This window comes from Kitasatospora sp. NPDC029312 (genome assembly GCF_055569215.1).
This window is the reverse complement of the sequence record NZ_JBVHXY010000003.1, coordinates 46,536-71,468: the sequence shown is the minus strand read 5'-3', so window position 1 is coordinate 71,468 and position 24,933 is coordinate 46,536. Positions and strand designations below refer to the sequence as shown.

19 protein-coding genes and 1 pseudogene are annotated in these 24,933 nt (G+C 73.7%); 17 read left to right on the top strand and 3 right to left on the bottom strand.

The window, feature by feature from the left end:
• Nucleotides 1–127 precede the first annotated feature (127 nt).
• The 5 genes from ACZ4WV_RS03305 (at nucleotide 128) to mutM (ending at nucleotide 4,089) form a co-directional block, all read left to right on the top strand.
• Complete coding sequence (locus tag ACZ4WV_RS03305) at nucleotides 128–1,330, top strand: ATP synthase F0 subunit B (RefSeq protein WP_465742281.1); 1,203 nt, start codon at nucleotides 128–130, stop codon at nucleotides 1,328–1,330.
• A 172-nt stretch (nucleotides 1,331–1,502) separates the two neighbouring features.
• A complete protein-coding gene (locus tag ACZ4WV_RS03300) occupies nucleotides 1,503–2,171 on the top strand; it encodes a YceD family protein (protein ID WP_465742279.1) in 669 nt (222 codons plus the stop codon).
• Nucleotides 2,172–2,173: 2 nt separating this feature from the next.
• On the top strand, nucleotides 2,174–2,347 hold the full coding sequence (gene rpmF, locus ACZ4WV_RS03295; RefSeq protein ID WP_030275709.1) for a 50S ribosomal protein L32: 174 nt from the start codon (nucleotides 2,174–2,176) through the stop codon (nucleotides 2,345–2,347).
• Between the two features lie 20 nt (nucleotides 2,348–2,367).
• Entirely contained in the window at nucleotides 2,368–3,156 is a 789-nt protein-coding gene (gene rnc, locus ACZ4WV_RS03290) for a ribonuclease III (protein WP_465742277.1), read from the top strand.
• A 54-nt stretch (nucleotides 3,157–3,210) separates the two neighbouring features.
• Nucleotides 3,211–4,089, top strand: coding sequence for a bifunctional DNA-formamidopyrimidine glycosylase/DNA-(apurinic or apyrimidinic site) lyase (gene mutM / locus ACZ4WV_RS03285; protein ID WP_465742275.1), 879 nt, complete (start codon nucleotides 3,211–3,213; stop codon nucleotides 4,087–4,089).
• Nucleotides 4,090–4,093: 4 nt separating this feature from the next.
• On the opposite strand, the gene ACZ4WV_RS03280 is transcribed toward mutM, so the two are convergent.
• Nucleotides 4,094–5,014 (bottom strand): DMT family protein, encoded by a 921-nt coding sequence (locus tag ACZ4WV_RS03280; RefSeq protein ID WP_465742274.1) that lies wholly within the window; start codon nucleotides 5,012–5,014, stop codon nucleotides 4,094–4,096.
• A 303-nt stretch (nucleotides 5,015–5,317) separates the two neighbouring features.
• Here ACZ4WV_RS03280 and ACZ4WV_RS03275 point away from each other — a divergent pair, with 303 nt between their 5' ends.
• From ACZ4WV_RS03275 to ftsY, 5 genes are all read left to right on the top strand, one after another.
• On the top strand, nucleotides 5,318–6,685 hold the full coding sequence (locus tag ACZ4WV_RS03275) for a hypothetical protein (RefSeq protein WP_465742272.1): 1,368 nt from the start codon (nucleotides 5,318–5,320) through the stop codon (nucleotides 6,683–6,685).
• 147 nt (nucleotides 6,686–6,832) lie between these two features.
• A complete protein-coding gene (locus tag ACZ4WV_RS03270) occupies nucleotides 6,833–7,132 on the top strand; it encodes an acylphosphatase (protein WP_465742270.1) in 300 nt (99 codons plus the stop codon).
• A gap of 414 nt (nucleotides 7,133–7,546) precedes the next feature.
• Nucleotides 7,547–7,750 carry a hypothetical protein gene (locus tag ACZ4WV_RS03265; protein WP_396252732.1) on the top strand — a complete coding sequence of 68 codons (204 nt, stop codon included), beginning with the start codon at nucleotides 7,547–7,549 and terminating at the stop codon, nucleotides 7,748–7,750.
• 156 nt (nucleotides 7,751–7,906) lie between these two features.
• The gene (smc, locus tag ACZ4WV_RS03260) at nucleotides 7,907–11,578 is read left to right on the top strand and encodes a chromosome segregation protein SMC (RefSeq protein WP_465742268.1); all 3,672 of its coding nucleotides are present in this window, start codon (nucleotides 7,907–7,909) and stop codon (nucleotides 11,576–11,578) included.
• Between the two features lie 54 nt (nucleotides 11,579–11,632).
• Nucleotides 11,633–12,850 carry a signal recognition particle-docking protein FtsY gene (gene ftsY / locus ACZ4WV_RS03255; RefSeq protein ID WP_465742266.1) on the top strand — a complete coding sequence of 406 codons (1,218 nt, stop codon included), beginning with the start codon at nucleotides 11,633–11,635 and terminating at the stop codon, nucleotides 12,848–12,850.
• 126 nt (nucleotides 12,851–12,976) lie between these two features.
• Here the strand turns inward: ftsY and ACZ4WV_RS03250 are convergent, their stop codons facing one another.
• On the bottom strand, nucleotides 12,977–13,654 hold the full coding sequence (locus ACZ4WV_RS03250; protein WP_465742264.1) for a bifunctional DNA primase/polymerase: 678 nt from the start codon (nucleotides 13,652–13,654) through the stop codon (nucleotides 12,977–12,979).
• Between the two features lie 573 nt (nucleotides 13,655–14,227).
• Between ACZ4WV_RS03250 and nsdA the strand changes: the two genes are divergently transcribed.
• The 7 genes and pseudogenes from nsdA to ACZ4WV_RS03215 form a co-directional block, all read left to right on the top strand.
• A complete protein-coding gene (nsdA, locus tag ACZ4WV_RS03245) occupies nucleotides 14,228–15,724 on the top strand; it encodes a transcriptional repressor NsdA (RefSeq protein ID WP_465742667.1) in 1,497 nt (498 codons plus the stop codon).
• A gap of 405 nt (nucleotides 15,725–16,129) precedes the next feature.
• Nucleotides 16,130–17,500 carry an ammonium transporter gene (locus tag ACZ4WV_RS03240; protein WP_465742262.1) on the top strand — a complete coding sequence of 457 codons (1,371 nt, stop codon included), beginning with the start codon at nucleotides 16,130–16,132 and terminating at the stop codon, nucleotides 17,498–17,500.
• Entirely contained in the window at nucleotides 17,497–17,835 is a 339-nt protein-coding gene (locus tag ACZ4WV_RS03235; RefSeq protein ID WP_350524594.1) for a P-II family nitrogen regulator, read from the top strand. The genes ACZ4WV_RS03240 and ACZ4WV_RS03235 overlap by 4 nt, the downstream gene beginning before the upstream one ends.
• A gap of 177 nt (nucleotides 17,836–18,012) precedes the next feature.
• On the top strand, nucleotides 18,013–20,493 hold the full coding sequence (locus ACZ4WV_RS03230) for a [protein-PII] uridylyltransferase (protein WP_465742259.1): 2,481 nt from the start codon (nucleotides 18,013–18,015) through the stop codon (nucleotides 20,491–20,493).
• A gap of 183 nt (nucleotides 20,494–20,676) precedes the next feature.
• Nucleotides 20,677–22,242 (top strand): signal recognition particle protein, encoded by a 1,566-nt coding sequence (ffh, locus tag ACZ4WV_RS03225; RefSeq protein ID WP_465742257.1) that lies wholly within the window; start codon nucleotides 20,677–20,679, stop codon nucleotides 22,240–22,242.
• 140 nt (nucleotides 22,243–22,382) lie between these two features.
• Entirely contained in the window at nucleotides 22,383–22,925 is a 543-nt protein-coding gene (locus ACZ4WV_RS03220) for a GNAT family N-acetyltransferase (RefSeq protein ID WP_465742256.1), read from the top strand.
• Nucleotides 22,926–23,032: 107 nt separating this feature from the next.
• Nucleotides 23,033–23,983, top strand: a pseudogene (locus ACZ4WV_RS03215) (AAA family ATPase); the annotation flags it as partial.
• Between the two features lie 145 nt (nucleotides 23,984–24,128).
• Here the strand turns inward: ACZ4WV_RS03215 and ACZ4WV_RS03210 are convergent.
• Nucleotides 24,129–24,933 (bottom strand): class I SAM-dependent methyltransferase (locus ACZ4WV_RS03210; RefSeq protein ID WP_465742254.1); only part of this gene is annotated, 805 nt, incomplete at its 5' end.

Here is a 24,933-nt window from a genome sequence, read left to right as displayed (position 1 = left end):
GGCTCGGGCGTTGTGAGCTCGCCGCGCGGGGGCCGTACAGTCTGTATTCCTGCCCTGCGGTGTCGTTGCACCGCGCCGGGCCTGCCTCCGCCGGACCGTCGGCGGCACACGGAAAGACAGAAGCCCCGTGGACGTGCAGCACAAGGTCGACGAGATCGTGGCGGCGGTCGAGAACGCCCGCTCGATGCCGATGTCGGCCTCCTGCGTGGTGAACCGGGCCGAGCTGATCGGCCTGCTGAACGACCTGAAGGCGGCCCTGCCCGCCGAACTCGCCCAGGCGCAGTCGGTGATGGCCGACCACGAGCAGGTGGTGGCGGACGCCCAGGCCGAGGCCGAGCGGATCATCCAGGGCGCGCACGCCGAGCGCGGCTCGCTCATCTCGGACACCGAGGTGGTCCGCCGGGCGCAGGCCGAGGCGGACCGCATCCTGGCCGAGGCCCGTGCCGAGGCGGAGACCAAGCGGGCCGAGGCGGACGACTACGTCGACAGCAAGCTGGCCAACTTCGAGGTCGTGCTGACCAAGACGCTCGGCGCGGTCGGCCGCGGCCGGACCAAGCTGCGCGGCGACTCCAGCGTCTTCGAGACCGAGCGCGACGGCGAGACCGACGGCGAGGAGTTCCAGCCGCAGCAGATCACCCCGAGCCCCGAGGTCGACGAGTACGTCGATGTGAAGCTCGCCACGCTGGAGAACGTGCTCAGCGCCACCCTGGAGGCCGTCGGCAAGGGGCGCGACAAGCTGCTCGGCAAGCGGCCGATCGACGAGCTGGGCGCCTACCTGGCCGCCGCCGACGAGGCGCAGCAGGCCAAGGAGCGGGCCGAGGCGGTGGCCGCCGGCTTCGCCGAGGACGCCGACGGCAACGACCTCGCCTGGTACCGCGAGGACGTTCCGCAGCAGCAGACCTGGCCCGAGCAGGCCCCGGCCGCGGCCGGCTGGCAGGACTCCGGCGCCGACCAGTACGCGGCCGCCCAGCAGCAGGGCGCCCAGTACGCCGAGGTCTACGGCGGCGGCTTCGACCCGGCCGGCCAGGGCGACCCGTACCACGCCCAGTGGGGCCACCAGCAGCAGAACGGCCACCAGCAGCAGGGCGGTCACCAGCAGCAGGGCGGCTACCCGCAGCAGCAGGGCTACCAGGAGCAGCAGCACGCCGGTTACGGCTACCCCCAGCAGCAGGACGGCTACGGAGCCCAGCCGTACGACGGCTACGCCTACCCCCAGCAGCCCGCGCTGCCGCCGGCCGTGCCGCACCAGCAGCAGGGCCTGGACGAGACCAGCTTCTTCGACACCAGCATGATCGACATGACCCGCCTGCGGGAGCTCGGCGGCCGCTGAACGCGCCCCGGCGGGACCGCCGGGAGCCTGCCGGCGGGACCGAAGTTGGGCCTGGCGGGAGACTCCGGTAGTCTGAACCACTCCGGCATCCCCATGTCCGGCTGTCGGCTTGCCCGCGCAACGCCGACATGTATGGGGACACTTCGTTGATTCCTATGGAAGTCAGGACACCTTGAACCGCCTCGACCACCGCGACCCCCTCGTGTTCGACACGCACGAGCTGGGCCGTCGTCCGGGCGCCATGCGTAAGGTGAGCCGCACCCTGGAGGCCCCCGAGGGCTTCGGGATCATCGACGTGATCGGCGTTCCGGAGAAGAGCCCGATCGAGCTGGAGCTCCGCCTGGAGTCCGTGGTGGAGGGCGTGCTGGTGACCGGCACCGCCGAGGCCCACGTCGAGGGCGAATGCGTCCGGTGCCTGGAGCCCGTCGACTTCGACATCGACGTGGAGTTCCAGGAGCTGTACTACTACCCGGAGTCCGACGAGCGTCACCGCGCCCGGACCACCGGGACCGAGGACCTCGACGAGGACTCGGAAGAAGAGACTTACCGGCTGGAGGGCGACTACTTCGACCTCCGGGCGGTGCTGCGTGACGCGGTGGTGCTCGCACTGCCGTTGCAGCCGGTGTGCCAGGAAGACTGCCTGGGCCTGTGTTCCGAGTGCGGAGCGCGCCTGAGTGACGACCCGACGCACCACCACGACGCCGTCGACCCCCGGTGGGCGGCTCTGCAGGGACTCTCCGCCGACCGCGGCGACGAGGCCCGCGGCGAAGCCGCTCATCGGCGGCGGGGAAATAAGCACAGCGACACCCGTGAGGGTTTCGCCGAGAACCAGGAGAAGTAGCCGTGGCTGTTCCGAAGCGGAAGATGTCGCGCAGCAACACGCGCCACCGCCGTTCCAACTGGAAGGCCGTTGCCCCGGCCCTCGTGGCGTGCGACCGCTGCCACGAGCCGAAGCTGGCGCACATCGCGTGCCCGAGCTGCGGCACGTACAACCGTCGCCAGGTCCTCTCGGTCTGATCGGCGGGGTGTACGGATCGATGTCGGACGGTAACTCCACCCGCAAGGCGTCCACTGCCTCGAAGGGCTCTTCGGGCAGCGGCAAGGCCGGCGGGCCGGCTTCGACCGAATACGACGTCCTGGAAGGGCGCCTCGGGTACACGCTCGAGCGCGCCCTTCTGGTACGTGCCCTGACTCACCGCTCGTTCGCGTACGAGAACGGGGGGCTGCCCACCAACGAGCGCCTGGAGTTCCTCGGCGACTCGGTGCTGGGCCTGGTGGTGACCGACACCCTCTACCGCGTCCACCCGGACGTCCCGGAGGGCACGCTCGCCAAGCTGCGCGCCGCGGTGGTCAACTCCCGCGCGCTCGCGGACGTCGGCCGGGGCCTGGACCTCGGCGCGTTCATCCGACTCGGCAAGGGCGAGGAGGGCACCGGCGGCCGCGACAAGTCGTCGATCCTCGCCGACACCGTCGAGGCCGTGATCGGGGCCGTCTACCTGGACCGAGGTCTGGAGGCCGCCACCGAGTTCGTCCACCGGCTGTTCGACCCGCTGATCGAGGAGTCCTCTCAGCTGGGCGCCGGCCTGGACTGGAAGACCAGCCTCCAGGAGCTCACCGCCTCGGTGGGCATCGGAGTGCCCGAGTACGTGGTCATGGAGTCCGGTCCGGACCACGAGAAGACCTTCAACGCGGCCGCCCGGGTGGCCGGCGAGGACTTCGGCAGCGGCGTCGGCCGCTCGAAGAAGGAAGCCGAGCAGAAGGCCGCCGAGAGCGCCTGGCGCGCGATCAAGGACAAGTACGCCGACCGGCTGCCCGCCGGGGCGTGACCGCCGAGTAACCTTTCCTCCTGCCGATCCGTACCGAAGCAGGAGGCCCGTCCCGTGCCCGAACTCCCCGAGGTCGAGGTCGTCCGCCGAGGTCTGGCGAACTGGATCGCGGGGCGGACCGTCGCCGACGTCCAGGTGCTGCACCCGCGTGCGGTGCGCCGCCAGCCGGCCGGCGCGGCCGACTTCACGGCGCGGCTGACCGGCACCACCCTCGGCACCGCGCAGCGGCGGGGCAAGTACCTCTGGGTGCCGCTGAGCGGCCGCGGCACGGGCTTCTCGCTGATCGGCCACCTCGGGATGAGCGGCCAACTGCTCGTCCAGGACCCGTCGGCGCCGGACGAGACCCATCTGCGGGTCCGGCTGCGCTTCACCGACGGCGGCCGCGAGCTGCGCTTCGTCGACCAGCGGACCTTCGGGGGACTGGCGGTCGAGGAGGCCGAGGACGGCGACCCGGAGGGCACTCCGGTCTCCATCGCGCACATCGCCCGGGACCCGCTCGACCCGCGCTTCGACGACGAGGCCTTCACCGTCTCACTGCGGGCCAGGCGCACCACCGTCAAGCGGGCGCTGCTGGACCAGACCCTGATCAGCGGCGTCGGCAACATCTACGCCGACGAGGCGCTGTGGCGCTCCAAGCTGCACTACGACCGCCCGACCGCGACCCTCACCCGCGCCCAGGCCGCCCTGCTGCTGGCCAACGCCCGGGACGTGATGACCGCGGCGCTGGCCGTCGGCGGCACCAGCTTCGACAGCCTGTACGTGAACGTGAACGGCGAGAGCGGCTACTTCTCCCGGGACCTCGACGCCTACGGCCGCGAGCAGGAGCCCTGCCGCCGCTGCGGCACCCCGATCCGCCGCGCCGCCTGGATGAACCGCTCCAGCTACTTCTGCCCCCGCTGCCAGCGCGTGCCGCGGCTGCGCAGCGGGGGCTGAGCCGCTACTTCCTGGCGAGTTCCGGCCGCCCGGCGGCCTCCTCGGCCGTGGCGCCGTGGGTGTCCTGGCCGAAGTAGGCGACGCCGACCGCGGAAACCACCGCGAGCAGGAAGCCGGCCACGCCGAGCCAGCCCAGGCCGGCCTTGGAGGAGTCGCCGAGCCAGAGCACGCCGACCACGCCGGGCAGCACCGTCTCGCCGACCACCAGGGCGGCCGTCGCGCCGTTCACCGAGCCGATCTGCAGCGCCACGGTGTGCACGTACATGCCGCCGAGGCCGCCGATCAGGATGGCGTACAGCGCCGGGTCGGAGAGCAGCCGGCCGAGGTCGAAGGGGTCGAGGCCGTTCAGGATGCGCACGCCGACGCCCAGGGCGCCGAAACCGAGGCCGGACAGCAACCCGGCGACGATCGCGCCCTTGGAGCCCATCCGGCGCACCAGCAGGCCGCCGCCGAGCAGCAGCACGGTGGTGATGACCAGCAGCCACCAGTGGAACGACATCGCCGCGTGGTGGCCGCCCTCCGGGCCGGCCGAGACGGCCAGCAGCACCAGCGCGGAGCAGAGCACTCCGATCGAGGCCCACTCCAGCTGCTTGAGCCGGATGCCCAGCAGTTTGATGCTGAGCACCGCGGTGATCACCAGGTTGGCGCTGATGATGGTCTGGGAGAGGAACAGCGGCAGCAGCCGCGCGGCCAGCGCGCCCAGCCCGAAGCCGACCAGGTCGAGCACCGAACCGGTGATGAACTCCCAGGTGACGGCGGCCTTGGCGGTGGAGGACAGGCTCGGCCCGCCGTGCTCGGTGGTCGAGGCGGTGTCGCCCTTGGCCGCCTCCTCCCGGGCGGAGCGGCGGGATCCGACGGCCTGCAGGACCGAGCCGGTGCCGTAGCAGGCGGATGCCGCCACGGCCGTGACGAGGCCGATGATCACCGAGCGCTCCGATCGGGAGTTTGGGTCGAGAACGGTAGTGGACCAGCGGTCCGGGACCACTGTGCCGGTCCGCCGGGTACGGTCGTGGGGCGCCGCCGGGCGGCCCCCGAGCCGCTCCGGGCCCGCCGGTACGTACGTACGGGCGCCTCGCGCGGTTCCCACGCCCCACCGTCTCAGGGGCGGCCGTGGGAAAACTCATCCGCGAGAAGGGGAAGCACCCCGGCGGACGGCGGGGAGTCCCGTCACCACCAGTATGCGAAGGGTATGCCGTGCTCGGCCGCCGGTCACGGTAGCGTCGGGGGCATGAGAACCCTTGCACGACGTTCCCGGGGCACCGGGCCGCTTGCCCTGGTGGCGGCGCTGCTCGGGCTGCTGCTGCTGTTCGCCCCGGCGGCCTCCGCGGCCGGCGGTCTGGAAGACGTCTCCGCCACCCTCAAGCAGGGCAAGGTCTACGTCGACCCGGCGATGACCGGCCGCTTCAGCCAGAGCCAGGCGGACGCCCTGACCGCGAAGATCAAGAAGGCCGACAAGCCGATCTTCGTCGCAGTGCTCCCGGACGCCGCCCCGTACAACGCCCAGACCAAGACGATCTTCCAGGACCTGCGGACCGAGGTCGGCGTCGACGGCGTCTACGCGATCTGGCTCGGCAACCTCTTCGACGCCCGGGCCGACCAGGGCGCACTGGCCAAGGGCATGCCGCAGCGCATCGCCGGCGCGGCCTACCGCTCGCACCAGGGCGACCTCGCCGGCACCCTGAACGACTTCGTCGACCAGGCCGCGCCGCAGACCAAGGGCAACGGGGTCAACCACAGCACCTCGATCGCCTGGGTGGTCATCCCGGTGGTGCTGGTGGCACTGGCCGGGGCCGGCGTCTTCCTGCTCTTCCGCCGCGCCAAGAAGCGCAAGGAGGAGCAGGCCCGGGCCGAACTGCAGCAGCTGCGCCGGGTGGTGGACGAGGACATCACCGCCTTCGGCGTCGAACTGGAGCGGCTCGACTTCAACCCGGCCGCCGCCGACGCGGACGACACCCAGCGCACCGACTATGCGCACGCCCTGGACGCGTACGAGAAGGCCAAGCGGCTGATGGACGAGGCGAAGAAGCCGGAGGACGTCAAGCAGGTCACCGAGGCGATCGAGGAGGGCCGGTTCTCGCTGGCCACCCTGGCCGCCCGCCGGGACAAGCGCCCGCTGCCCGAGCGGCGCCCCCCGTGCTTCATGGACCCGCGGCACGGCCCGTCCGTCAAGGACGTCGAGTGGGCCCCGGCCGGCGGCGCGGCGCGGACCGTCCCGGTCTGCCAGGCCGACGCGGACCGGGTGACGGCGGGCCTCGACCCGGCCGTGCGCACCGTCGACACCGAGTACGGCCCGCAGCCGTACTGGAACGCCGGCCCGGCGTACGCGCCGTACGCGGGCGGCTACTACAGCAGCTTCGGCGGCGGCCTGCTGCCCGGCCTGCTGGTCGGCACCATGCTCGGCTCGATGATGAGCGGCCCCGCCTACGCGGCCGCGCCGATGATGGAGCACCACGGCTACCAGGACCAGAACGAGGGCGGTGACTACACCGGCGCCGACTTCAACGGCGGTGACTTCGGCGGGTTCGACGGCGGGGGCACCGACTTCGGCGGGGGTGGCGACTTCGGCGGCAGCGACTTCGGCGGCGGGGACTGGTAGTCCTCCCGCCCGAGCGCCCGAGCCGCCCGCGCCCGCTCGGCACGGCCCCGTCGGTTCCGACCGGCGGGGCCGTCCGCCGTCCCGTGGCCGGACGGTCGGGGCCCCTGCGAAGCGGTGGCCGCCCCCGCCGCCGGTTAGGGTCGGGGCATGCACGGTCGCGACGCCCACAGTGATGAACCGGTCCGGGTGACCGCCTGGGTCCGGGGGAGGGTCCAGCAGGTCGGGTTCCGCTGGTGGACCCGGGCGCGGGCGCTGGAGATCGGGCTGACCGGCTACGCGAGCAACCTCGGCGACGGCCGGGTGCAGGTGGTGGCCGAGGGCCTGGCCGCCGACTGCGAGCACCTGCTGGCCCTGCTGCGCGGCCCTGACACGCCGGGAGCGGTGAGCGGCGTGACCGAGATCTGGACGGCCGTCGGCGCAGGTTGCGAGGGCTTCGAGATCCGCTGAACCGCCGACGCCCGGCCCCGCGCGGAAGCCTTCAGGAAATGATCGGCAACCGTCGGTGTCATACGGTTGCCATTCGGGCAGACTCGTGGTTGACTCCGCATCGAACGATGATCCACGAGCAGGTGGTGGACCCCGGGCCCGAGACCCCCCAGGCGTGACGACACCGCCGGGCAGGTGACAGGGGCGCGGTAGCGTGCGGTGATCGTGTTGACCCGTACCGTCTTTGGTGAGACGCTTGAAGCCCGCGCACACGATCGCGTTTACCGGCAGGTGCATGCCCTCGTGAGCCCCAGCTCACGGTGTGTGTGCCGTAGTGCCCAGCCAGCACTTCCGGTGCGCGCCGCGCGTGCGTCCCCCTTCCCCCTAGACCTGTACCGTTCCGGTTCGGTCACTCAGCGTGGAGGACCATTCATCATGGCAAAGGCGCTTCTCGGGTACGTCGGCGGCCCCGACCCGCGAATGCTCTCCGAGATGCGACGGCTTCAGCAGCGCGTCCAGGACCTTGAAGCCGAGCTCCTTCGGATGCAGGCTGAGAACGACGCGCTCACCGCTGTCGCTAGCGAGCACTCGCTGCTCAACAGCATCGATCTGGACCAGCGGGAGCCGGCTCTCACCTGAGACCGCCCCCGATCCCGGCAGATCGACGCCGCTGTGCACTGAGCCGCCCCGAAAGGGACGCAGCTTTGCAAGGGACGCCCGGATGTGGCGTCCCTTCGTCGTGTCGGACTCCCGATACAGTCGGTTCCCTCGTGAGTGATTGAGGAGACCGGCCGCGTGCACCTGAAGAGCCTGACGCTGCGCGGATTCAAGTCCTTCGCTTCCAGCACCACCCTGCGCTTCGAGCCGGGCATCACCTGTGTCGTCGGCCCGAACGGCTCCGGCAAGTCCAACGTGGTCGACGCGCTGTCCTGGGTGATGGGCGAACAGGGCGCCAAGTCGCTGCGCGGCGGCAAGATGGAGGACGTGATCTTCGCCGGGACCAGCGGGCGCGCCCCGCTCGGCCGGGCCGAGGTCAGCCTCACCATCGACAACAGCGACGGCGCCCTGCCGATCGACTACTCCGAGGTGACGATCACCCGGACGATGTTCCGCAACGGCGGCAGCGAGTACGCCCTCAACGGCGAGACCTGCCGCCTGCTGGACATCCAGGAACTGCTCTCCGACTCCGGCATCGGCCGCGAGATGCACGTCATCGTCGGACAGGGCCAGCTCGACTCCGTCCTGCACGCCGACCCGATGGGGCGGCGCGCCTTCATCGAGGAGGCGGCCGGCGTCCTCAAGCACCGCAAGCGCAAGGAGAAGGCGCTGCGGAAGCTGGACGCGATGCAGGCCAACCTCAACCGCGTCCAGGACCTGACGGCCGAACTGCGCCGCCAGCTCGGACCGCTCGGCCGGCAGGCCAGGATCGCCCGCCGCGCCGCGGGCATCCAGGCCGAACTGCGCGACGCCCGGCTGCGGCTGCTCGCCGACGACCTGCTCACCCTGCGCAAGGCCGTCGAGGCCGAGGTCGCCGACGAACTGGCGCTGAGACTGCGCCGCACCACCGTCGAACAGGAACTGGCCCGCGCCGTGCAGCGCGAACGGGTCCTGGAGGCGCAGGTGCAGCAGCTCGGCCCCAGCCTGGAGACCGCCCGGCAGACCTGGTACCGACTCTCCGCCCTCGCCGAGCGCACCCGCGGCACGATCGGACTGGCCGAGGCCCGGGCCCGGCACGCCGCCGCCGGGGGCGCGGCCGAGGAACGCCGCGGCCGTGACCCGGAGGAGCTGGAGCGGGAGGCCGAGCGGGTCCGCGCGGAGGAGGCCGCCCTCACCGAGGCGCTGGAGGAGGCCTCGTACGCGCTGGCCGAGGCCGTCGAGCGCAAGACCGGGCTGGAAGGCGAACTGGCCGCCGAGGAGCGCCGGCTGCGGGACGCCGCCCGGGCCATCGCGGACCGCCGGGAAGGCCTGGCCCGGCTGCAGGGCCAGGCGGCCGCCGCCCGCTCCAAGGCCGCCTCGGCCGAGGCCGAGGTCGGCCGGCTCACCGAGGCCCGGGACGAGGCGCTGCTGCGCGCCGCGGCCGCCCAGGCCGAACTGGACGAGCTCCAGCAGCAGGTGGACGGCCTGGCCGGGGACGACGAGCAGGCCGAGGCCGGGTACCGGCAGGCCCGGGAGCGGCTGGACGCCGTGGAACGCGAACTCACCGCCGCCCGGGAGGCGGCCGGCGCCGCGGAACGCGAACGGGCCGGGCTCACCGCCCGGCACGAGGCGCTCTCGCTCGGGCTGCGCCGCAAGGACGGCACCGGCGCGCTGCTGGACGCGGGGGAGCGGCTGACCGGGGTGCTCGGCCCGGCGGCGGCGCTGCTGCGGATCGAGCCCGGGTACGAGGTGCCCGTCGCCGCCGCGCTCGGGGCGGCGGCCGACGCGGTGGCCGTGGACTCGCCGTCCGCCGCCGCCGGGGCGCTGCGGCTGCTGCGCGAGCGGGACGCCGGCCGGGCCGCGCTGCTGATCGCCGGCGGCGCGGAAGCCCCGGGTGCCGACGGCGGGTTGCCGGACGGGGGGCTGTCGGATGGTGGGATGCCGGACGGCGGGTTGCCCGACGGCGCCCGCTGGGCGGCCCAACTGGTCGACGGCCCGGCCGGACTGCTCGCCGCGGTCCGAGAGCTGCTGGCCGCAGTGGTGGTGGTCGCCGACCTGGACCGGGCACTGGCCCTGCTCGCCGACCGCCCCGAACTCACCGCCGTCACCACCGAGGGGGACCGGCTGGGCACCGGCTTCGCGCACGGCGGATCCGGCGGTGCGCCGAGCCTGCTGGAGACCCAGGCGGCGGTGGACGAGACGGCCCGGGCGCTCGGGGAACTCGCCCTGCGCTGCGCCGAGTCGGGCGAGCGGCTGGCCCAACTCACCGAGCTGCGCCGGGAGTCGGCCGCCGAGGTGGAGCGGCTCGCCGAGCTGCGGCGGCAGGCGGAGAAGGAGCGGGCCCAGGTGGCCGGTGCCCTGGGCCGCCTCGGCGGGCAGGCGCGGGCCGCCGCCGGAGAGGCCGAGCGGCTGGCCGCCGCCGTCGCCAGGGCCGACCAGGGCCTCGCCGAACTGCGCTCCACCGCCGAGGAGTTGGCCGAACGGTTGGCGGCGGCCGAGGAGTCGGCGGACGCGGCGCAGGACGAGCCGGACCCGGCCGAACAGCAGCGCCTGGCCGAGGCCGCCTCGGCCGCCCGGCAGGCCGAGCTGGAGGCCCGGCTCGCGGTGCGCACCCACGAGGAGCGGGTCCGCGCCCTGGCCGGCCGGGCCGACCAGCTGGACCGGGCCGCCCGCGCCGAACGCGAGGCGCGGGCCCGGGCCGCCGAGCGCCGTCGGCGCGCGGAGCACGACGCCGGGGTGGCGCAGGCCGTCGCGGCGGGCGCCCGGCAACTGCTGGCCTGCCTGGAGGTGTCGCTGACCCGCGTGGACGCCCGGCGCGCGGCGGTCGAACGGGAACGCGCCGAGCGCGAGGACGAACTGCGCGAGCATCGGGAACACGGCCGCGGCCTCAAGGAGGAACTGGACAAGCTGGTCGACGCGGGCCACCGGGACGAGGTGCTGCGGGCCGAGAAGCGGCTGCGGATCGAGCAGCTGGAGGCCCGGGCGCTGGAGGAGTTCGGCATCGACGGCGGCGAGCTGCTCGCCTCGTACGGGCCGGACCAGCCCGTCCCGCCCGCCACTCCCGAGGACGGGCAGGAGCAGGGGCAGCCGTACCCGTACGTCCGGGCCGAGCAGGAGCAGCGGCTGAAGGCCGCCGAAAAGGCCTACCAGCAGCTCGGCAAGGTCAACCCGCTCGCGCTGGAGGAGTTCGCCGCGCTGGAGGAGCGCCACCAGTTCCTGGGCGAGCAGCTGGACGACCTCAAGCGCAGCCGGCGCGACCTGCTGGACATCGTCCGGGACGTGGACCAGCGGGTCGAGCAGCTGTTCACGTCGGCGTACCACGACACCGCCGCCCAGTTCGAGGGCGTCTTCGCCCGGCTCTTCCCGGGCGGCGAGGGACGGCTCGTCCTGACCGACCCGGACAACATGCTCACCACCGGGGTCGAGGTGGAGGCCCGTCCGCCGGGCAAGAAGGTCAAGCGGCTGTCGCTGCTCTCCGGCGGCGAGCGCTCGCTGACGGCGGTGGCGCTGCTGGTGGCGATCTTCAAGGCCCGGCCCAGCCCGTTCTACGTGATGGACGAGGTGGAGGCGGCGCTGGACGAGACCAACCTGCGCCGGCTGGTCGGGATCATGGAGGAGCTGCGGGAGAGCTCCCAGCTGATCGTGATCACCCACCAGAAGCTGACCATGGAGTCCGCCGACGCCCTGTACGGCGTGACGATGAAGGGCGACGGCATCTCGCAGGTGATCAGCCAGCGGCTGCGGACGGGCTCGGCTCCCGGCGGCCGGGCGGCGGAAGAGCACCCGCAGCGGCGGCCGTCCGACGTCGGCACGGCGGCGTCCCGGGGATAGACCCTGGGGCGGCTGCGGTCCATTCCGGCTCCGGTCACGGATACTGGAGCGGATATGGAATACGTGATCCTTGCCGTAGTCATCGCCGTGGTCGCCGTCGGCGCGATCGCGGGCCTCGTCGTTTCCGGCAGACGACGCCAGCAGCTGCCCCCGAAGTCGCAGGCGCCGGTCATCACGGCGCCCAAGCCCACCCCGGCGGAGCCCCAGGTCGGCGAGGAGGCCGCGCCGCCGACCGAGGAGCCCCGCCGGACCGTCGAGGAGGTGCCGCTCCCCGAGGCCCCGGAGCTCCCGGAGACCGTCGAGGTCGAACCCGCCGAGGCCGAGGCGGCGCCCGCCGTCGAGGTCCCCGAACCCACCGCCGGCCGGCTCGTGCGGCTGCGCTCCCGGCTCTCCCGTTCGCAGAACTCGCTCGGCAAGGGCCTGCTCTCGCTGCTCTCCCGCGAGCACCTGGACGAGGACACCTGGGAGGAGATCGAGGACACCCTGCTCACCGCCGACGTCGGCGTCGCGCCGACGCAGGAGCTGGTCGAGCGGCTGCGCACCCGGGTCAAGGTGCTCGGCACCCGCACGCCCGACGAGCTGCGCGCGCTGCTGCGCGAGGAGCTGGTCGAGCTGATCGGCAAGGACGCCGACCGCACCGTCCGCTCCCTCAAGCACGAGGAGGGCCCCGCCGTGGTCCTGGTCGTCGGCGTCAACGGCGTCGGCAAGACCACCACCACCGGCAAGCTGGCCCGGGTGCTGGTCGCCGACGGCCGCACGGTGGTGCTCGGTGCCGCCGACACCTTCCGGGCCGCCGCCGCCGACCAGCTGCAGACCTGGGGCGAGCGGGTCGGTGCGCGCACCGTGCGCGGCCCGGAGGGCGGGGACCCGGCCTCCATCGCCTTCGACGCGGTCAAGGAGGGCATCGCCGAGGGCGCGGACACCGTGCTGATCGACACCGCCGGCCGGCTGCACACCAAGACCGGCCTGATGGACGAGCTGGGCAAGGTCAAGCGGGTCGTCGAGAAGCACGGCCCGGTGGACGAGGTGCTGCTGGTGCTGGACGCCACCACCGGTCAGAACGGCCTGATCCAGGCCCGGGTGTTCGCCGAGGTGGTGGACATCACCGGCATCGTGCTGACCAAGCTGGACGGCACCGCCAAGGGCGGCATCGTGGTCGCGGTGCAGCGCGAGCTGGGCGTGCCGGTCAAGCTGATCGGTCTGGGCGAGGGCGCGGACGACCTGGCGCCGTTCGAGCCGGGTGCGTTCGTGGACGCGCTGATCGGGGACTGACCACAGTCCCGATCGACGAAGGGTCCGCTCCTCCTGGGGCGGGCCCTTTCGCCTGCCGCGGGCCGGGGGAACGGGCCGAGGGATCGGGCCCGGGGACCGAGTCGGGTCAGCGGGCGAGCGGACGGGTCAGGAAGCGATCCAGGCGGGCTCGGCGGTGCGCTCGCGGCTGCGGTGGCAGGCGTAGGCGAGGGTGCCGAGCAGCAGCCGGGCCTCGGGTGGGCAGCCGGCGTTGTCGCGGGTGGGGCGGCGCAGCCAGCGGACCGGGCCGAGGCCGCCGAGAACGGTGGGCGGGGCGGCGACGTAGCTGCCCTCGCCGTGACAGGTCAGGTCGAGCGCGGCGTCGTCCCAGCCCATCCGGTAGAGCAGGTCGGGCAGTCGGCGGGCGGCGCCGGCGGCGACCAGGAACTGCAGCCGGCCGGTGGGCGGCGCGAGCACCGGTCCGACCTGGGTGCCCATCCGCTCCAGCCGGACCAGCGCCTGCAGACCGGCCTGCTCGGGGACGTCCAGGACGTCGAAGGCGCGGCCGGTGGGGAACAGCACCGAGCCGTCGGCGCCGGCGGCCCGGCCTCGGCCACTGCCGTCGGGCCCGGGGTGCAGGCCGGGCGCGGCACAGCGGCGGGAACCGCAGGGACAGCGGGTCGGGGCGGTGGCGGAGCCGGCCGGGTCGCCGCCGGCGACCGCCCAACCCCAGCGGCCGGTGTACTCCGCAGCGGCCTGGGACGCGGTGACCTTGGTGCGGCGGCGCGCGCCCAGCGGTGCCAGCCGCAGGTGCCCCAGTCGAAGTTCGCCGAACAGGTTGTCCATGCCTCCCCCAACAGGTTCTCGTAGCCGATGGTTACGGGATGGTGACTGTGTGTTGATTGTCCGTCGCGTGGTGCGTTGTGCGGTGGCGGCGCGCAGCGCTTGGCGTGCGCCTGTTGCGATGGTGCGCCTCGGGCGCCGCCTTGTGGGGGCGGCGCCGATGCCGGATCGTCGGGTGCGCGGGGTTGCTGCTGTCCCGAGTGGGCCGCGAACTCGCCTGTGACTGCGGTGGATTGCGGGGACTGCCGGGTCTCCCGGGAACTGGCCGGGGGACTTGGCGGCCCGCATATGCCGGACCGTCGGGACTATCCAGTGAAGCGTGTGGCTCCTGACTTCGGTTCACTCCTAGGGGTGGCGAAAGGTGGCGTTTCGCCAGGGCCGCTCCCACGGGTGCCCCACGGGGCACTACGTTCAGCACACGGACGTCGTCGGGAGCCTGCTCCTGGCCGTCGGGGAACGGGAGTTGGGGATCTGACGCACCGTCCGGGACGATGGCACACCAGTACGACGAGGCGGTACCACATCACCTCAGGCACGGCACGTCTGGCAAGAGCCCGCAACCGTCGGGCGGTCACGATCGGGGGCCCCGTAGGGGCCGGGCGGGATGGGGACGTTCCCATGGCAGAGAAGCAACCCAACGAGAAGCTGACCACGTGGTTCGCCCGCAGCGGCTGGTCCAAGGGGGAGTTGGCCCGTCAGGTCAACCGCCGAGCCCGGCAGATGGGCGCCCACCACGTGTCCACCGACACTTCCCGGGTGCGCCGATGGCTCGACGGCGAACAGCCCCGCGAGCCGATCCCCAAGATCATGTCAGAGCTGTTCTCCGAGCGCTTCGGCTCGGTGGTCTCGATCGAGGACCTCGGCCTGCGCGCCGCGATCCCGGTGTCCACCGTGGGCGGCGGCGTGGACCTGCCGTGGAGCGCCCCCCAGACCGTCCAGCTGATCAGCGAGTACTCCCGCAGCGACCTGATGCTCAACCGCCGGGGCTTCCTCGGCACCTCGCTCGCGCTGACCGCCGGCGCCGCGCTGATCGAGCCGATGCAGCGCTGGCTCGCCCCAGGCCCGACCGGCATCCCCACGCCGATCCTCACCGCGGCCAACGGCGGCGAGGCGTTCACCGGCCGGCTCTCCGAACCCGAGCTGGAACTGCTGGAGCAGACCACGGTCATGTTCCGCCAGTGGGACGCCCAGAACGGCGGCGGGCTGCGCCGCAAGGCCGTGGTCGGCCAACTCCACGAGGTCACCGACCTGCTCCAGGAGACGTACAGCGAGGACACCACCAAGCGGCTGTTCCGGCTCACCGCCGAGCTCGCCCACCTGGCCGGCTGGATGTCCTACGACGTCGGGATGCACCCGAGCGCGCAGAAGTACTACGTGCTGGCCCTGCACGCGGCCAAGGAGGCCGGCGACCGGCCGTTCGGCGCGCTGATCCTCACCGACATGAGCCGCCAGATGATCCACCTCAACCGGGGCGAGGACGCCCTGGAGCTGATCCACCTGGCCCAGTACGGCAGCCGGGACAGCGCGACCCCGCGCCAGCAGTCCCTGCTGTACGCGATGGAGGCGCGCGCCTACGCCACCATCGGCGAGGTGAACCGCTGCGCCCGGGCGATCCGGCTGGCCGAGGACACCTTCACCGACATCCGGGACGGGGACGAGGATCCGGACTGGCTGCGGTTCTTCTCCCCGGCCGAGCTGAACGCGGAGAACGCCCACTCCTTCCGCGACCTCGCGTACCACTCGGACAACGCCCAGCTCTACGCCTCGCTGTCCGCGCCGGTGATGGAGCGCGCCGTCGACCTGTTCCGCCAGGACGAGAACCACGTGCGTTCGTACGCCTTCAACCTCATCGGCATGGCCAGCGTCCACCTGCTGCAGCGGGAGGCCGAGGAGGCGGTGCGGTACGCCGAGCAGGCCGTCGACATCGCGACCAAGGTGCGCTCGGAGCGGCTGAACTCCCGGGTGCGCAAGACCACCGAGGCCGCGGCCGCCCGCTTCGACGGGGTGGACGCGGTGAACCGGCTCAAGGAGCGGGTGGTCCAGGACATCCCGGAGTACGTCTCGGTGGTCTGAGCGTCCGCTGCCGGCGGACTCCCCTTCCGCCGGACCTCCCGCCGGACCTCGTGATGCCGGGTCCACGCCCGCCGGACTCCACCCCCTGGACTCCACCCCCTGGACTCCACCGACCGTGACGGCCGCCGCCGTCACGGTCGGTGGCCTTTGGTGCTCCGCTCGCGCCGCGAGTGCCGTGGGCGCCGGCGGTGGCGCGCGGCGGCACGGTAACCCGTCCGGCCCCGCGACACGGCCGCGGTTCACGTGCCCGTAACCCGGGCGTCGCACGCGTCACGGCCGTGAAACAACCGGTCGCACTGGCCGAAACCAGCCTTCGGCACTCTCCTGTTCATCGCCGCCACCCCGGGTGGCACGGGACAGGTACCCGGGGGAGGGTGGAGCGGCTTTCACGCAGAGGAGACGCCGATGCCGGACGGCTTCAGCGCGGGCGACACCGCCTTCGTGCTCATCAGTGCGGCCCTGGTCATGGTGATGACCCCGGGCCTGGCCTTCTTCTACGGGGGCATGGTCAGGGCCAAGAGCACGCTGAACATGCTGGCGATGAGCTTCCTCTCGCTCGGCATCGTCAGCGTGCTCTGGGTCCTGTACGGGTACTCGCTCAGCTTCGGGCCCGACTCCTTCGGCGGGCTGATCGGCAACCTGGACTTCCTGGGGATGCGCGGGATCGGGCTGAACGAGCTGACCGGGTCGATCCCGGTGACCGCGTTCGCGGTCTTCCAGCTGATGTTCGCGATCATCACCCCGGCGCTGATCAGCGGCGCCATCGCGGACCGCGCCAAGTTCGCGGCCTGGGGCCTGTTCATCGCGCTCTGGGTGACCATCGTCTACTTCCCGGTCGCCCACTGGGTGTTCTTCTTCGACAACGGGAACGGCGGCTGGCTGGGCGACCGCAACGGTGTGATCGACTTCGCCGGCGGGACGGCCGTGCACATCAACGCCGGTGTCGCGGGCCTCGCGCTCTGCCTGGTGCTCGGCAAGCGGGTCGGCTTCAAGAAGGACCCGATGCGCCCGCACAGCCTGCCGCTGGTGATGCTCGGCTCCGGGCTGCTGTGGTTCGGCTGGTTCGGCTTCAACGCGGGCTCGGCGCTGGCCGCCAACGGCGTGGCCGCGATGGCCATGGTCAACACCCAGGTCGCCACCGGCGCCGCGCTGGTCGGCTGGCTGATCTACGAGAAGCTCAAGCACGGCGCGTTCACCACGCTGGGCGCCGCCTCCGGCGCGGTGGCCGGGCTGGTCGCGATCACCCCGGCCTGCGGCTCGGTCAGCCCGCTCGGCGCGGTGGCGATCGGCCTGGTCGCGGGCGCGGTCTGCGCGGCCGCCGTCTCGCTGAAGTACCGCTGGGGCTTCGACGACTCGCTCGACGTGGTGGGCGTGCACGCGGTGGGCGGGGCGATCGGCTCGCTGCTGATCGGCCTGTTCGCCACCGGCGGGGTCGGCCAGACCGCGAAGGGCCTGTTCTACGGCGGCGGGCTGGGCCAGCTCGGCAAGCAGGCGATGGGCGTGGCGGTCGTCGCGGCGTACTCGTTCGTGCTGTCCTGGCTGCTGGCCAAGGCGGTGGACAAGCTGGTGGGGTTCCGGGTCAGCGAGGAGGTGGAGACGGCCGGCATCGACCAGGCCGAACACGCCGAGTCCGCCTACGACTTCAGCGCCGTCGGCGCCGGCCTGGCCCGGGCCCTGGGCGCCGTCGCCTCTGGGCCGCCCGCCAGGCCCGCCGAGAAGACCACTGAGAAGCCCGCCGAGAAGACCGCCAGGAAGACCGAGGTCGACGCCCGATGAAGCTCATCACCGCCGTCATCAAGCCGTACCGCCTGGACGAGGTGAAGGCCGCCCTGCAGGCCTTCGGGGTCCACGGCCTGACCGTCACCGAGGCCAGCGGCTACGGCCGCCAGCGCGGCCACACCGAGGTCTACCGGGGCGCCGAGTACACCGTGGACCTGGTGCCGAAGGTCCGGATCGAGGTCCTGGTCGAGGACGAGGACGCCGACGACCTGATCGACGTCCTGGTGAAGGCCGCCCGGACCGGGAAGATCGGCGACGGCAAGGTGTGGAGCATCCCGGTCGACACCGCCGTCCGGGTCCGCACCGGCGAACGCGGCCCGGACGCCCTGTGAGGCCCTGACCGACCGACCCACCGGCGGGCCCGCGCCTCCTCCCCGGAGGTCGCGGGTCCGCCGGCGGCCCACCGGCGCCGGCCGGGGAGCCGCGAGCCGTACGCCCGGCCGGGCCGCGGACGGTACGGCGCCCAGCTCTGCCGCTCGGCCGCTCACCCGACGGACGGGAGCACGCGCATGACCACCGAGACCAGCCCCTCCGACCCCCGCGACCTCCCCGACTACGCCGCCGCCCGGGCCGCGCTGCTCGACCGGCCCGGCCTGCACGGGCGCCCCCGCCGGACGGCGCTCGCCCGGCTCACCGACGACTGGCTGGCCGGGCTGCTCGCCTCGGCCGGTGCCCCCGGCTCCGGCGTCGCGCTGGTCGCCGTCGGCGGCTACGGGCGCGGCGAGCTGTCCCCGCGCAGCGACCTGGACCTCCTGCTGCTGCACGACGGCCCGATCCCGCGCGAGCTGCCCGAGCGGATCTGGTACCCGGTCTGGGACGCGGGCGCCAAGCTCGACCACTCGGTGCGCACCGTCGCCGAGGCCCGCTCGGTCGCCGCCGCCGACCTCAAGGCCCAGCTCGGCCTGCTCGACGCCCGCCACCTCGCCGGGGACGCGGCGCTCACCGCCGCGCTGCGCTCCGCGGTGCTCACCGACTGGCGCGCGAGCGCTCCCGCGCGCCTGCCCGAGCTGCGCGAGCTGGGCCGGGAGCGGGCCGAACGCCACGGCGAGCTCTCCTTCCTGCTGGAGCCCGACCTCAAGGAGGCCCGCGGCGGGCTGCGCGACCTGGTCGCCCTCGACGCGATCGCCGCCACCTGGCTGGCCGACGCACCCCGGGACGGCCTGGACGCCGCGGCCCTGCGTCTCGCCGACGTCCGGGACGCGCTGCACCTGGCCACCGGGCGGGCCACCGAGCGGCTCAGCCTCCAGGACCAGGACCAGGTCGCCGAACGGCTCGGCCTGCTGGACGCCGACACCCTGCTGCGCCAGGTCTACGAGGCCGCCCGGACCATCGCCTACGCGGGCGAGGTCACCTGGCGGGCGGTGGACCGGGTGCTGGCCGCCCGTGCCACCCGGGGACGCCGGCCGGGCCGGGCGGCCTTCCGGTTCTCCGGCGCCGGGCGTGGCGCGGGCGCGGTGGGCCGGGGCGCGGTCGAGCGCCGCCCGCTCGCCGAGGGCGTGGTCGAGCAGGACGGCGAGGCGGTGCTCGCCCAGGCGGCCCGCCCGGCCGCCGATCCGGTGCTGCCGCTGCGCGCCGCGGCCGCCGCCGCGCAGAACGGCCTGACCGTCTCGTACGCGACGGTGCGCCGGCTCGCCGCCGAGTGCCGGCCGCTGCCGGTGCCCTGGCCGGACGAGGCGCGCGAGCAGCTGATCACCCTGCTCGGCGCGGGGGAGCCGGCCGTCCCGGTGTGGGAGGCACTGGAGGCGCAGGGACTGGTCACCCGGCTGCTGCCGGACTGGGAGCGGGTGCGCTGCCGCCCGCAGCGCAACGCGGTGCACCGCTGGACGGTGGACCGGCACCTGGTGGAGACGGCCGTCCGGGCCGCCGCGATGACCCGCCGGGTGGCCCGGCCGGACCTGTTGCTGGTCGCCGCGCTGCTGCACGACATCGGCAAGGGCTGGCCCGGCGACCACAGCGAGGCGGGCGAGGTGATCGTCCGCGACCTGGCCGCCCGGATGGGCTTCGGGCCCGAGGACACCGAGACCCTGGCGGTGCTGGTCCGCCACCACCTGACCCTGGTCGACACCGCGACCCGGCGCGACCCGGACGACCCGGCCACCGTCGAGACGATCACCAAGGCGGTCGGCACCCTGCCGGAGCTGGAACTGCTGCACGCGCTCACCGAGGCGGACGCGCTGGCCACCGGCCCGGCCGCGTGGAGCAGCTGGCGGGCCTCGCTGGTGGACGGCCTGGTCGTCCGGGTCGCCGCCCAGCTCGCCGGGGCCGGCGGCCCCACCGCGGAGGACGCACCGGCGGGCGCGTCGACGGGGGCACCGACGGGGGCACCGACCGCCGAGCAGGAGCGGCTCGCGGTCGAGGCCGCCTGTACCGGCGCACCCGCGCTGTCGCTGCTGGCCCAGGCCGACGGGGCGGACCCGGGCACCGAGCCGATGGGCGTCGAGCTGACCCTGGCCCTCCCGGACCAGCCGGGGCTGCTCGGCACCGTCGCCGGGGTGCTCGCGCTGCACCGGCTGACCGTGCGCTCCGCCGGACTGCGTGAACTGGACCCGATCGGCGCGGGCCCGGTCCTGCTGCTGTCCTGGCGGGTGGCCGCCGAGTTCGGCGAGCTGCCGGAGGCCGCCCGGCTGCGCGCCGACCTGCGCCGGGCGCTGGACGGCTCGCTGGACGTCTCCCGCCGCCTCGCCGAGCGGGACGCCGCCGCCCCGCGGCGCAAGGGCATCCCCACCCCGCCGCCGGTGGTCGCGGTGGCGCCCGCGGTGGCCTCGGCGAGCGCGACCGTGTTGGAGGTCCGGGCGCACGACGCCCCCGGCCTGCTGCACCGGATCGGCCGGGCGCTGGACGGCGCGGGGGTGCGGGTGCGCACCGCGCACGTCTCCACGCTGGGCGCGGACGCCGTCGACTCGTTCTACCTGACCGACGCGGCGGGCCGTCCGCTCACCGCCGAGCGGGCCGGGGAGGTGGCGGCCGCGGTGCGGGCGGCGCTGGGCTGAGCGCCGGCCGGTTGGCCGGGTGCGGCCGCGGGTTCCGGCAGGGTCCCGGCGGGGATCCGGCTGGGGCCGGGCTGAGGCCCGGCGGGGGTTCCCGGTAGGGGTGGAGACCGTACCCGGGGCGGCCGGATACCCTGGGGGACGACGACCGTACCGATACCGATGCCGCAGAGGACCCGCGCCGACGTGTTCGACACTCTTTCCGATCGCCTCGCAGCGACGTTCAAGAACCTCCGGGGCAAGGGCCGCCTGAGCGAGGCGGACATCGACGCCACCGCCCGCGAGATCCGGATCGCGCTGCTGGAGGCGGATGTCGCGCTGCCGGTCGTCCGGGCCTTCATCAAGCAGGTCAAGGAGCGGGCGCTCGGCTCCGAGGTCTCCGGCGCGCTGAACCCCGCGCAGCAGATCATCAAGATCGTCAACGAGGAGCTCATCGCCATCCTCGGTGGCGAGACCCGCCGGGTGCGGTTCGCCAAGAACGGCCCGACGGTCATCATGCTCGCCGGTCTGCAGGGTGCCGGTAAGACCACCCTCGCGGGCAAGCTCGGTCACTGGCTGAAGAGCCAGAAGCACACCCCGCTGCTGGTCGCCTGCGACCTCCAGCGCCCCAACGCGGTCAACCAGCTCCAGGTGGTCGCCGAGCGCGCCGGCGTGGCCTTCTACGGCCCGCAGCCGGGCAACGGCGTGGGCGACCCGGTGCAGGTCGCCAAGGACTCGATCGAGTACGCCAAGCAGAAGCAGTACGACGTCGTCATCGTCGACACCGCGGGCCGCCTGGGCATCGACGCCGAGCTGATGCAGCAGGCCGCCGACATCCGCGCCGCGGTGAACCCGGACGAGGTCCTGTTCGTCGTCGACGCGATGATCGGCCAGGACGCGGTCACCACCGCGCAGGCCTTCCTCGAGGGCGTCGACTTCACCGGTGTGGTGCTCTCCAAGCTCGACGGCGACGCCCGCGGCGGTGCCGCCCTGTCGGTCGCGCACGTCACCGGCCGGCAGATCATGTTCGCCTCCAACGGCGAGAAGGTCGACGACTTCGACGCCTTCCACCCGGACCGGATGGCCTCGCGCATCCTGGGCATGGGTGACGTCCTCTCGCTGATCGAGAAGGCCGAGCAGACCTTCTCGCAGGCCGAGGCCGAGAAGATCGCCGCCAAGCTGCGCGGCGGTCCGAAGCAGTTCACGCTGGACGACTTCCTGTCGCAGCTGGAGCAGGTCCAGAAGATGGGCTCGATCTCCAAGCTGCTCGGCATGCTGCCCGGCATGGGCCAGATCCGCGAGCAGATCAACAACATCGACGACAAGGACGTCAACCGGGTCGGCGCGATCATCAAGTCGATGACCCCGGTCGAGCGCGCCGAGCCGGAGCTGATCAACGGCTCCCGCCGGGCCCGCATCGCCAAGGGCTCGGGCGTCCAGGTCGGCGAGGTGAAGAACCTGGTCGAGCGGTTCTTCGAGGCCCGCAAGATGATGTCCGCGATGGCCTCCGGCAAGGGCATGCCCGGCATGCCGGGGATCCCGGGCATGGCCGGCGGCGCGAAGAAGTCCGGCAAGAAGGCCCCGCAGGCCAAGGGCAAGCGCAAGAGCGGCAACCCGCTGAAGCGCGCCCAGGAGGAGGCCGCGGCCGCCCAGCGCCGCGCGCTCGGCCCGGGTGGCGGCCAGGACCCGGCCGAGGGCGGTGCGTTCGGCCTCGGCGCCGGCAAGGGCCCGGCCGACTTCGAGCTGCCCAAGGAGTTCAAGGACATGCTGTAGGACGTGCCGCACCCCTCGGCGGCCCGCCGGCTCCCCGACCCGGTGGGCCGCCGGTTCCGAGGAGTGCTGAGCGGTCCTGACCGGCCCGTCGTCCGGTGATGTTCCGGCGGCGGGCCGTTCGCGTGTCCGATGACGCCGCCATGCCCGATGATGTTGGCGTGCGAGTGATGATCAGGGCCCCCAGGGCCGAGGACGAGGTTCTGTACGCGGCGGCGGTACGCCGGTCCGCCGAGCACATCGGGCGGTGGAACCCGGTCGAGCCGGACGGACTGCCGGAACTGCTCGAGCGCCAGGGGCCGGGCCTGCGCACCTTCCTGATCTTCGACCGGGACTCCGGCGGGCTGGTCGGCAAGGTGAACGTCGCCAACATCGTGATGGGCCGGTTCTGCAACGGCGCGCTGGGCTACGACTCGTACCTGCCGTTCGCGGGCACCGGGCGGATGACCGAGGGGCTGCGGCTGGTCCTGGAGCGCTGCTTCGCCGCGCAGTCGGCCGGCGGGCTGGGCCTGCACCGGCTGGAGATCAACGTGCAGCCCGAGAACGAGCGCTCGATCGCGATGGCCAAGCGGCTGGGATTCCGGCACGAGGGCTTCACGCCGCGGATGCTGTTCCTCCAGGGGGACTGGCGCGACCACGAGCGCTTCGCGCTGACCGCCGAGGAGTGGCCGGGCGCCGCTGCCTGACCGCCTCCGGGGGCTCGGCGCGCGGGTGTTCCGGCGGGCCGTACGGCCGGTGGCTTCGGCGCGGCCGTGCGGCCGTCGGGGCGCGGCGTTGCGCGCGCCACCGCCCGTCGGAGATGGACGGCTTCTCCGGCTCCGAGGGCGTCATCGTGATCGCCGCGACCAACCGGGCGGACGTGCTCGACCCGGCGCTGCTGCGCCCCGGCCGCTTCGACCGGCGGATCACCGTCAGCCCGCCCGACCGGGAGGGCCGCGCCGCGATCCTGCGCATCCACACCCGGACCGTCCCGCTGGCCGGCGGCACAGACCTCGCCCAGCTGGCCAAGATCACCCCAGGGATGACCGGGGCCGAACTCGCCAACCTGGTCAACGAGGCCGCCCTGCTGGCCGTCAAGCGCAAGCAGGACGCGGTCAACGAGCGGGACCTCTCGGACGCCCTGGAGAAGGTCCAACTCGGCGCCGTACGGCCGCTGGTGATGCCCCAGGAGGAACGCGAGCGGACGGCGTACCACGAGGGCGGGCACGCGCTGCTGGGCATGCTCCAGCCGGGCGCGGACCCGGTCCGCAAGATCACCATCGTGCCGCGCGGCCGCGCCCTCGGCGTCACCCTCTCCACCCCGGAGAACGACCGCTACTCGTACACCGAGCCCTACCTGCGCGGCCGGATCATCGGCGCGCTCGGCGGGATGGCGGCCGAACAGGTGGTCTACGGGGTGATCACCACCGGGGCGGAGAGCGACCTGGAGCAGGTCACCAACATCGCGCGCGGGATGGCCGGGCGCTGGGGGATGAGCGAGCGGGTCGGGCGGCTCACCGCGGTGCCCGCGGACCCCCAGGGCGCGTACGGGCTGTCGGCCGCCCCGACCACGCTCGACGCGGTGGACGAGGAGGCCCGGCGGATCGTCGCCGAGTGCTACGAGGACGCCGTGCGGCTGCTGACGGAGCAGCGGCACCGGTTGGATGCGCTGGCGGCGGCGCTGCTGGAGGCCGAGACGCTGGACGAGGAGCAGGCGTACCGGGCGGCCGGGGTGCCGCGGAAGGCGCCCGATCCGGAGATGTGAACCGCGGGTCGGGGGGCGCGCGCCATGGTGGCGGGCGCCCCCGGTTTTCCGCTCGCCACCGGACGGCGCCTCGGGCTCCCCGTTCGCTACCGGCGGCCCCGCTGTTCTCGCCCGCTACCGGGAGGGCCGCCGGTCTCCTCGCCCGCTACCGGGGGCGCTCGGCGATCAGGTAGCGGAAGACGTTCTCCATCCGGACCGTGCCGTCCGGGCGCAGGTACGGCTGCAGCACCTCCTCCAGCTCCTTGGCCACCAGCGAGGCGCCGGAGAACTCCTCGGCCGCCTCGAACAGCCCGGTGGAGAGCAGGCCGCGGACCGCGCTGTCGAGGTCCGGGTAGGCGAACGGACAGCTCACCCGGCCGCTGCCGGCCGGGCGCAGGCCGGCCGGGGCGAGCAGGTCCTCCAGCGCGCCGGGCGCGCTCAGCTCGAACGGGTCCCGCGCAGTGGTCCGCCCGGCCCTGCGGCGGGCCACGTCCAGCACCGGGGCGCTCTGGCAGCGCTCCGGCGGCCCCCAGGCGGCGAGCACCACGTGCCCGCCCGGGAGGGTGAGCCGGCCCGCCTCGGCGACCACCTGGCCCGGTGCGGCGGCGCCGGGCAACTGCTCGAAAACGGTCACCAGCGAATGGGCCGAGCGGGGGACGGCGGCGGCCGGCCGGGCCCCCGCGCACACCCGCAGCCGACGGTCGCGGGCCAGCTCGCGCAGCTCGTCCCGCGGCTCCTGGCCGGCGACCTGCGCGCCCCGTCCGGCCGCGAGCAGGAGCGCCAGTCCGGACCGGCAGCCGAGCCCCAGCACACTGCTCGCCGGGCCGACCTCCAGGCGGTCGTACACCGCCTCGTAGAGCGGCACCAGCATGCGTTCCTGGATCTCCGCCCAGTCGCGGGGGGGGGGGGGGGGGGGGGTCTCGGGCGGCGGGTGGTGCGGTCGTGTGCCTGTTGGTTGTACGGTCGTGCCG

Excerpts from the sequence above, each read along its gene's own strand:
- ftsY (WP_465742266.1), top strand. The coding sequence starts at position 11,633 with ATGGAATACGTGATCCTTGCCGTAGTCATCGCCGTGGTCGCCGTCGGC.
- ACZ4WV_RS03240 (WP_465742262.1), top strand. The coding sequence starts at position 16,130 with ATGCCGGACGGCTTCAGCGCGGGCGACACCGCCTTCGTGCTCATCAGT.
- ACZ4WV_RS03235 (WP_350524594.1), top strand. The coding sequence starts at position 17,497 with ATGAAGCTCATCACCGCCGTCATCAAGCCGTACCGCCTGGACGAGGTG.
- ACZ4WV_RS03265 (WP_396252732.1), top strand. The coding sequence starts at position 7,547 with ATGGCAAAGGCGCTTCTCGGGTACGTCGGCGGCCCCGACCCGCGAATG.
- ACZ4WV_RS03275 (WP_465742272.1), top strand. The coding sequence starts at position 5,318 with ATGAGAACCCTTGCACGACGTTCCCGGGGCACCGGGCCGCTTGCCCTG.
- ACZ4WV_RS03270 (WP_465742270.1), top strand. The coding sequence starts at position 6,833 with ATGCACGGTCGCGACGCCCACAGTGATGAACCGGTCCGGGTGACCGCC.
- ACZ4WV_RS03230 (WP_465742259.1), top strand. The coding sequence starts at position 18,013 with ATGACCACCGAGACCAGCCCCTCCGACCCCCGCGACCTCCCCGACTAC.
- ACZ4WV_RS03220 (WP_465742256.1), top strand. The coding sequence starts at position 22,383 with ATGCCCGATGATGTTGGCGTGCGAGTGATGATCAGGGCCCCCAGGGCC.
- rnc (WP_465742277.1), top strand. The coding sequence starts at position 2,368 with ATGTCGGACGGTAACTCCACCCGCAAGGCGTCCACTGCCTCGAAGGGC.
- ACZ4WV_RS03250 (WP_465742264.1), bottom strand. The coding sequence starts at position 13,654 with ATGGACAACCTGTTCGGCGAACTTCGACTGGGGCACCTGCGGCTGGCA.